Annotated in this window: 6 protein-coding genes; 5 read left to right on the top strand and 1 reads right to left on the bottom strand. The window is 72.9% G+C overall.

Annotated features, from left to right (window positions below; all coding sequences use genetic code 11):
* Positions 1 to 338 precede the first annotated feature (338 nt).
* The 4 genes from CR470_RS33345 (at position 339) to CR470_RS33330 (ending at position 6,589) form a co-directional block, all read left to right on the top strand.
* Positions 339 to 2,795, top strand: a complete 2,457-nt coding sequence (locus tag CR470_RS33345) for a condensation domain-containing protein (protein WP_097871192.1) — start codon at positions 339 to 341, stop codon at positions 2,793 to 2,795.
* Positions 2,796 to 2,898: 103 nt separating this feature from the next.
* Positions 2,899 to 3,906 (top strand): TauD/TfdA family dioxygenase, encoded by a 1,008-nt coding sequence (locus CR470_RS33340; RefSeq protein ID WP_257139002.1) that lies wholly within the window; start codon positions 2,899 to 2,901, stop codon positions 3,904 to 3,906.
* A gap of 70 nt (positions 3,907 to 3,976) precedes the next feature.
* Positions 3,977 to 5,806 carry a non-ribosomal peptide synthetase gene (locus CR470_RS33335; protein ID WP_218923797.1) on the top strand — a complete coding sequence of 610 codons (1,830 nt, stop codon included), beginning with the start codon at positions 3,977 to 3,979 and terminating at the stop codon, positions 5,804 to 5,806.
* Between the two features lie 18 nt (positions 5,807 to 5,824).
* Positions 5,825 to 6,589, top strand: coding sequence for a thioesterase II family protein (locus tag CR470_RS33330; RefSeq protein ID WP_097871191.1), 765 nt, complete (start codon positions 5,825 to 5,827; stop codon positions 6,587 to 6,589).
* A 36-nt stretch (positions 6,590 to 6,625) separates the two neighbouring features.
* Here the strand turns inward: CR470_RS33330 and CR470_RS33325 are convergent, their stop codons facing one another.
* Positions 6,626 to 6,877, bottom strand: coding sequence for a hypothetical protein (locus tag CR470_RS33325; protein WP_143663926.1), 252 nt, complete (start codon positions 6,875 to 6,877; stop codon positions 6,626 to 6,628).
* A gap of 92 nt (positions 6,878 to 6,969) precedes the next feature.
* Here CR470_RS33325 and CR470_RS33320 point away from each other — a divergent pair, with 92 nt between their 5' ends.
* Positions 6,970 to 8,031, top strand: a complete 1,062-nt coding sequence (locus tag CR470_RS33320) for a lactonase family protein (RefSeq protein ID WP_097871189.1) — start codon at positions 6,970 to 6,972, stop codon at positions 8,029 to 8,031.
* Positions 8,032 to 8,073: the final 42 nt, after the last annotated feature.

Genomic DNA, 8,073 nt, shown 5'->3' with positions numbered 1-8,073 from the left:
AAGAGACAGCCCCCGCCCCGGGGACGCGGCCGCACCGCCGACGACCGCCCCGTAAGGCGCCGGCGGCTTGGCGCTGCGGGCGCGGATGGCTCGATCCGGCCACCGCGCGCCGCGTGTCCACGGCCCGACGGCACTCCGCGCCGCCCCCGACCTGGGCTCCTGACCCGAGGACCGACACACACCACCCGAGCTGCCGCCGTTCTGCCTCGGCAGGTGCCGGTGGGCGCGGGGCCGGACACATAGCGTTGACCGCCGGAGGCCCTCGCACTCGCCCGCGCCCGGGCGCACCGCGCACCGAGCCCGCCGAGCCGACGAGCCAGAGAAACGGAGCCCCAGCGATGTTCCCCTCCTCCTTCAGGCAGCAGGGCCTGTGGTTTCTGGACCAACTGGAAGGTCCCTCCGCGACCTACAACGCGCCGAGCGCTCTGCGACTTGACGGGCCAGTGGACCGGACGGCACTCGGGCTCGCGCTGAACGACGTCGTCCACCGCCACGAAAGCCTGCGCACCGTCTTCCGACTGGAGGGCGGCGTCGTCCACCAGCACGTGCTGCCCCCGAGTCCGGACGCGATCCGGCTGGAAATCACCTCGCCCACCGATGAGGAGGAGGCCGCACTCCACCTCACTCGGCTCTCCCATCTCCCCTTCGACCTGGCTGCCGACCCGCCCATACGGGCCCACTTGCTCCCCCTCGGGCCCGAGCGGCACATCTTGCTCCTGGTCCTGCACCACATCGCCACCGACGGCGCCTCCGATCCGCCGCTCTACCGCGACCTCGCCGAGGCGTACCGCGCCCGCGCCCAAGGCCTGCCCCTCGCATGGGATCCGCTGCCGATGCAGTACGTGGACTACGCGGCGTGGGAACGGGACCTGCTCGGCGACCCGGACGACCCGGACAGCACGGCAGCCCGGCAACTGGCCTTCTGGAAGCGGACCCTGGCCGGCCTGCCGGAGGAAGTGACGCTCCCCCCGGACCATCCCCGGCCCGAGTCGGCCTCGTTCCGGGGCAGCTCGTGCACCGTGAGCTGCCCCGCCACCGTGCACGCAGGGCTGGAACGCGTCGCCCGGGAGACAGGCACGACCCCGTTCATGGTCGCCCAGGCGGCGACCGCCGTCCTGCTGGCGGGCTCTGGAGCCGGCCCGGACATCCCGTTCGGTTCGACCGTGGTCGGGCGCCCTGACGAGGCGCTGGAACATCTCGTCGGCTACTTCACCAACACGGTGGTCCTGCGCACCGACACCAGCGGCAACCCATCCTTCCGCACCCTGCTCGGACGCGTCCGGGAGGCCGACCTCGCGGCCTGGTCCCACGAGGAACTTCCCTTCGACCAGATCGTGCTGGCCCTCAACCCCGAGCGCTCCACCGGCCGTCACCCGATCTTCCAGGTCTCGCTGGCCATGGAGGAAGCGGCACAGGCCATGCCGGACCTCCCGGGTATCACGGCCGGCCCGGAGCCCGTCAGCACCGGCACCGCCAAGTTCGATCTGACCTTCGGGTTCATCCGCCACCGGCACGCCGACGGCTCGCCGAGCGGCCTGGACATCACCGTCGAGTACGCGACCGACCTGTACAGGAAGCCGACCGTACAGGCCGCGGCCGAACGGCTGGCGGGCATCCTCGCCGAGGTCACCGCAGACCCCGACACCCCCATCCGGAGCGTCGCACGGCTCACTCCCCGGGAGCCCGGAAAACGGACGCCGACCGTGCGCCCCGCCACCGACCCACCGCCGGCGCCGCCGGGGCCGCGCGCCCCGCGCACGGCCGTCGAACGGGAGCTCGCCCGGATCTTCGCCGAGGTGCTCAAGGTCCCCGAAGTGAGCGTGGACGACAACTTCTTCAGCCTCGGTGGCCATTCCCTGCTCGCCGTCATGCTCCTCGACCGGACCAGGGACATCGCCGGCACCGGCACCGCCGCCTTGACCATCCGCGACCTGTACCGGGCCCCCACGGTGGCCAGGCTCGCCGAGCAGTTCGCCACCCGGACGCGGGGCAACCCGATGGAGCACGTTCTGACCATGCGACCGGGCACCGGCGCACCCCTGTTCTGCGTGCACACCGCCTCCGGACTGAGCTGGGCCTACTCCGGGCTGCTGCGCCACCTCGACGGCGAACGGCCCGTCATCGGGCTCCAGTCCCCGCAGTACACCGTCGGCGCCGAGACCCCGGCGGACTTCGGCGCGCTCGCCGACAGCCACACCGACCGGATGCGCGCCGTACAGCCGCACGGTCCGTACCACCTGCTCGGCTGGTCCTTCGGCGGGGTGCTCGCCCACGCGATCGCTGTCCGCCTGGAGGCCGCCGGGGAGGAGGTGGCCACCCTCGCCATGATGGACTCGTTCCCCCTGCCGCACGAGTACCGGATGGCGTCCGTCAGCCGGAAATGGGTGATGAACGCCCTGCTGGAGGAAGACGACCACGGGGATCGGGAGCGGGCGCTGGACAGCGACGGCCCCCGCCCCGGGCCGACTTCGGATGGGGAACTGGTCGAGCTGCTGCGGGCCAGGGACACCGTCCTCGGCATGCTGGAGCCCGCTCAGGTGGCGGCCGTCGTGACCACGACCGTCGAGAACCTCGCCGCCTACGCCGCGTACGAGACCTCCGGCACCTTCTCCGGCGATGTGCTGTACTTCCGCGCCCTGCGATCACCAGCCGACACCCCGCCCGCCGAGTCCTGGGCCCCGTACCTCGCGGGAGCCTTCGAATCCCACGGAGTCGACTGCCGGCACCTGGAGATGAACCACCGGGAGCCGCTCCGGATGATCGGCGAACTGCTCAACAAGTGGCTGGCCCGCTGACCGGCCGCCGGCCGCCGAAGCTTTCGGACGGCCCGCCACCGCGCCCGCCGGCCTCTTTCCCCGCACCTCACGGTGCGGCCAATCACCCACGTGGAGGCAGAACGTGCTGCAGACAGACGCGATCAGCTGGCAGATCGCACCCGGTCGCCCGGCCCTGGCAGTGCTCGAGGGCATCGGCGAGGGCGACGACGCCGCCTGGCTGACGGAACGGCAACCCGAGCTGCGGCGGGCGCTGCTGGAACATGGCGCACTCTGCCTGCGCGGACTGCCCATCCGCGAGGTGGAGGGCTTCGCGCGGATCCGTGACGTCCTGATCCCCCAGGACACCCCGTACCGCGAAAAGGCCACCCCTCGCAACGACTTCGGGCAGGGGGTGTACTCCTCCACCGAGCTGCCGGCCGCCCAGTCGATCGAGATGCACAACGAGAACAGCTACACCCTGACCTTCCCAGGTCTGCTGCTGTTCGCCTGCCTGGTCGCCCCCGAGGAAGGCGGTGCCACGCCGATCGCGGACTGCCGGGCGGTGCTCCAAGCCATTCCGGAGCGGCTCCGGGCCACCATGAGGGAGACAGGCTGGCGGCTCACCCGCAGCTACTCCGACCACCTCTCCACCGACTGGCGGACAGCTTTCGGCACCGACGACCGGGCCGGGGTCGAGGCGTACTGCGCCGACAGCCTCATCGGCTACCAGTGGCAGCACGACGGGAACCTGCGCACCGGCCAGGTGCGACCCGGGATCATCACCCACCCCGAGACGGGTGACGAGGTCTGGTTCAACCACCTGGCCTTCTGGAACGCCTGGGCGCTCGACGAGGAGATCCGGGAGACCCTGATCGACGAGTTCGGGCCTGAGGGCCTGCCGTTCGACACCGCCTTCGGGAACGGCGCCCGACTGACCGCCGGGGACCTGGCGGACATCCGGGCCGCCTACGCGTCGGCGACGCTCCGCGCGCCCTGGCAACCCGGTGACCTGCTGCTGGTCGACAACATCCGGTGCGCCCACGGCCGGGACCCGTTCCGCGGCGACCGCCGGATCGTGGTCGCCATGGGACAGCCCGTCGCGCTCGCCGACTGCTCGCCCACCGTCGAACCGGCAGCCGTCGTTGCGTGAGGTCCGGCCGAAGTTCCTGGCCCCGCTCACCTCACCGACGACGTCCCCCCGTTCCCGAAAGGTCATCCAGGTGCCCGAACAGGTGCAAGGCCTCCGTCCCTCACCCCAGGACGGAGAGCCGCCCCACGATCTCATCGAGCAGTTCCACCGGACCGTCCGGAACCTCCCGGAGCGGACGGCCGTCCAGGCCGGCGACGGGGCACTGACCTTCGCCGAGCTGGACCACCGCTCGGTGGTGCTCGCCGCCGAGCTGGAACGGCGCGGCGTCGGCCCGGGCGACCGTGTGGGCGTCGGCCTGCCTCGCGGCCATGGCCTTGTCGTGGCCCTGCTCGCTGTCTGGCGCATCGGCGCCGCCTACGTCCCGCTCGACCCGGAATACCCGGCCGCGCGGCTGGGGTTCATGGTCCGTGAGGCCGCCGTCCGGGTGCTGCTCGCGGGCCGAGGGTCCGCCGTCGACGGCATCGGCGTGGACGTCCTGGACCCGGCCGGGGCCGGATCCCCGGCCCACCCTCACGCCGGCCGCGCCGGGGGGCCGCACAGCCCGGCCTACGTCATCTTCACCTCCGGGTCGACCGGGCAGCCCAAGGGCGTGGAGATCACCCGAGGCGCGGTCGCCTCGCTCTACGCAGCGCTTGAGGAGTCAGGCGCCTTCGGCCCACCGACGGTGGTCGCGTGGAACGCGAGCGTCTCCTTCGACGCCTCTGTCGCGCAATGGGCGCGGATCTGCCGGGGCGACACCTTGGTCGTTCTCGGCGAGGACGACCGCAAGGCCCCCGACCGGCTGGCCGACCTGCTCGACCGGTTCGCGGTAACCGACCTGGACCTCACGCCCTCGCACTGGGAACTGCTGCGCGAGCATCTGCTCGCTCCGCGCCCGGACGGCCGGCGGATGCGGCTCTTCATGGGCGGCGAGCCCGTCCCGGCGCGGACCTGGCGCGAACTCGCGGACGCGCGTGAACGGGGCGGACCAGAGGCGCTGAACCTCTACGGTCCGACCGAGTGCACGGTCGAGGCCACGCTGGCCCGGTTCGCCGGACCGGAGCCACACCTCGGAGACGCCCTGCCGGGCAGCCGGCTCCACCTGCTCGACACCCGGCTGCGGGAGGTGCCGCCGGGCAGCGTGGGCGAGCTGTACATCGGCGGCCCCCGGCTGGCGACCGGCTACGTCAACCGCCCGGGCCTGACCGCGGAGCGCTTCGTCGCCGACCCCTTCGGCCCGCCCGGCGACCGGCTCTACCGCACCGGCGACCGAGCCCGGCGTACCGGCGAAGGGACGCTGGAATTCCATGGGCGCGCGGACCGGCAGGTGAAGATGCGCGGTTTCCGGGTGGAGCTCGGAGACGTGGAGGCCGCGCTGCTCGGCTGCGCAGAGGTGTCCGCCGCGGCCGTCGTGCGCGACGAGGGTCCGGCGGGTGAGAGGCTGCTGGCCTACTGCACGGTGCGCCCGGACACCGGCGCCGGCACCGACAGCGACGACTCCTTCGAGGAGCGGCTGCGGGCCCACGCCGCGCGGGTGCTGCCCGACCACCTGCTGCCGTCCGCCGTCCTGCTCCTGCCCTCCCTGCCGCTCACACCGAACGGGAAGCTCGATGAGGCCGCCCTGCCGAAGCCGGAACAGCTCCCCGCCCCCGTTCCGCAGTCTTCCCCGCGACCGCTGAGTGGCACGGAGGACCTGATCGCCGCCGTCTGGTCGGAGGTCCTGGTCCGGGACGGGATCGGCGCCGACAGCGACTTCTTCGCGCTCGGCGGGCACTCGCTGCTGGCTCTGCGTGTGGTCGGCCGTCTCAAACGGAGCGAGGGCGTGGTGATCGCCACCAAGGACGTGTACCGGCATCCGAGACTGCGCGAGTTGGCCGCCTACGTCGACAGCCTGCGGACCGCCTCCGAAGCCTCCCGTTGACCAGGAAGGAGCGCGGACATGCGTCCCGCCGATGACCAGGAATCCACCGTCGTCCGCCCCCGACGGACGCCGGACGCCCGCCGGACTCTGCTCTGCCTGGGCTTCTGCGGCGGCGGCGCCGGCTCGTACGTCCCCTGGGCCGCGGCGTTGGCTCCGCACACCGAGCTGGCTGTGGTCTGCTACCCCGGCCGCGAGGGGCGTTTCGCGGAGGCGTTCGCCAAGGACTGGGACGAACTGGCCGAGGACGCCGTACGCGCCGTCTCCTCCGTGGCGGCCGAGCGGCCGTACGTCCTCTTCGGTCACAGCATGGGCGGCTGGATGGCCTTCGACGTCGCCGCCCGGATCCAGGAGCGCGGCGGCCCGGTACCCGAAGCACTGGTCGTCTCCTCGGCGAACGCGCCCGTCCGGGGTCTCACCCCCCAGGACATGTTCCCCGGCCAAGGCGACCCGGACGACCGACTGGTCGCCTGGATGCGGGAGTTCGGTCTGCTGCCGCCGCACGTCCTCGGCGACCCCGACCTTCAGGAGATGGCCCTCGACCTGATGCGAGCCGATCTGGCCGTCCGCGACACCTTCCGGCATCGCGAGGGCGCCACCGTCGGCATGCCGCTCCAGGTCATGCGGGGCGCGGACGACGAGGTGATCGACCCCGCGACGGCGGAACAGTGGCAGACCCTCGTGACCGGCGAGTACCGTCACGACGTCCTGCCCGGCGGACACTTCTACACTCCTGAGATCTGGGCACACCTGCCGACCAGGATCGCTGCGCTCGCCCGCTCCTGACCTGGCACCTCTGGCCCGTCTTCACGCACACCCCGTCTACGCCCCGGCGTGGAGGTAGGCGGCCCACAGGGTCGGCGTCGCCGGGTAACGGGTGCGTCGGGCGCGGGCGGTCACATGGAGCGCCCGCGCCGCGCCGGGCAGGTCGACCGCGTGAGGCGTCTCGGGCAGTGCGACGACGAGGGGCCGGGGACGCGTGCCGTCGCGCCCCGTGCCGTCGCGGCCCGCGGCGTGGAGCGGCAGGGCGGTCAAGGGGCCGGTGGGGATCCGCCACAGGTGCAAGCGCGGCAAGACGGTCGAGGCGCGCATTGGTCTGGACCGCGACAGGCTGCCTGCTACCGTCGGCCGTGAAGATCGCGGCGACGGTGAAGAGGGGTAGCGCGATGATCGGCAACAGCGCCGGGCGGGCATTCATGGGGTCGTTCACCTCGGCGGGCGGGCGCGGCATCACCGCCGCCGCCGTGGACCGGGATACCGGAGCGCTGACGGTGCTGGGATCCACGGATGCCGTGCCCGACCCGTCGTTCCTCACGGCCGGCCCGGGAGCGTCCGGCACGACCCTGTACGCGGTCGGCGAGAGCGCCCCGGGCGTCGCGGCCGCCTTCGCGCTCGACAGCGACGTACCAGCCCTCCTGGGTACCGTCCGCGCCGTTGACGGCGATGCGCCCACTCACCTCGCGCTTGCCGCGAACCACCTGGTCACGGCCAACTACACCTCCGGCAGCATCACCGCGCTGCCGGTCCTCGCCGACGGATCGCTCGGAGCGGCGGCCTCGGTGCTCCGGCACGAGGGCAGCGGTCCGGACACCGGCCGCCAGGAGGCCCCGCACGCCCACCAGGTGCTCGCCGACCCCTCCGGGAACTGGGTGGTCAGCGTGGACCTCGGCACCGACTCGGTACGCGTCTGCGCCCTGGACCCCGCCACCGGCGCCCTGCGCCTGCACAGTGAGACGGCCCTGCGCCCGGGCGTCGGCCCGCGTCATCTGGCCTTCCACCCCTCGGGCTCTTTCGCCTACGTCCTGGGCGAGCTGGAACCGACCCTCACCGTATGCCGCTGGGACGCGGCGGCCGGCCGCCTCGATGTGCTCGGCGAGACGCCGGTGCTGCCCGAGCACGAGGCGGCCGACGACGCGGCGCGCACCTACCCGTCCGAGGTGGTCGTCGCGCACGACGGGCGGTTCCTGTGGACCGCCAACCGGGGCCACGACAGCATCTCCGTGCTCACTCTCGACGAGAGCGGCGAGAAGGCGGCCCTGGTGGCCACCGTCGGCTGCGGCGGCCGCTGGCCGCGCGACCTCACCCTCGACCCGAGCGGCCAGTGGTTGTACGCGGCCAACGAGCATTCCGGGAACGTCAGCTGGTTCGCCGTGGACGCCGAGACGGGCGTCCCGCGGCACGCGGGCTCCGTCGAGGTCCCGGCGGCCTCCTGCGTCGTCCTCGTCTGACAGCGACCCGGGACGGCGCGTCCGACAGCGAACGCCCCGGAC

The sequence above is a fragment of the Streptomyces sp. rh34 genome, assembly GCF_002551245.1.
Classification (GTDB): domain Bacteria; phylum Actinomycetota; class Actinomycetes; order Streptomycetales; family Streptomycetaceae; genus Streptomyces.
This window is presented reverse-complemented; position numbering and strand designations above follow the sequence as displayed.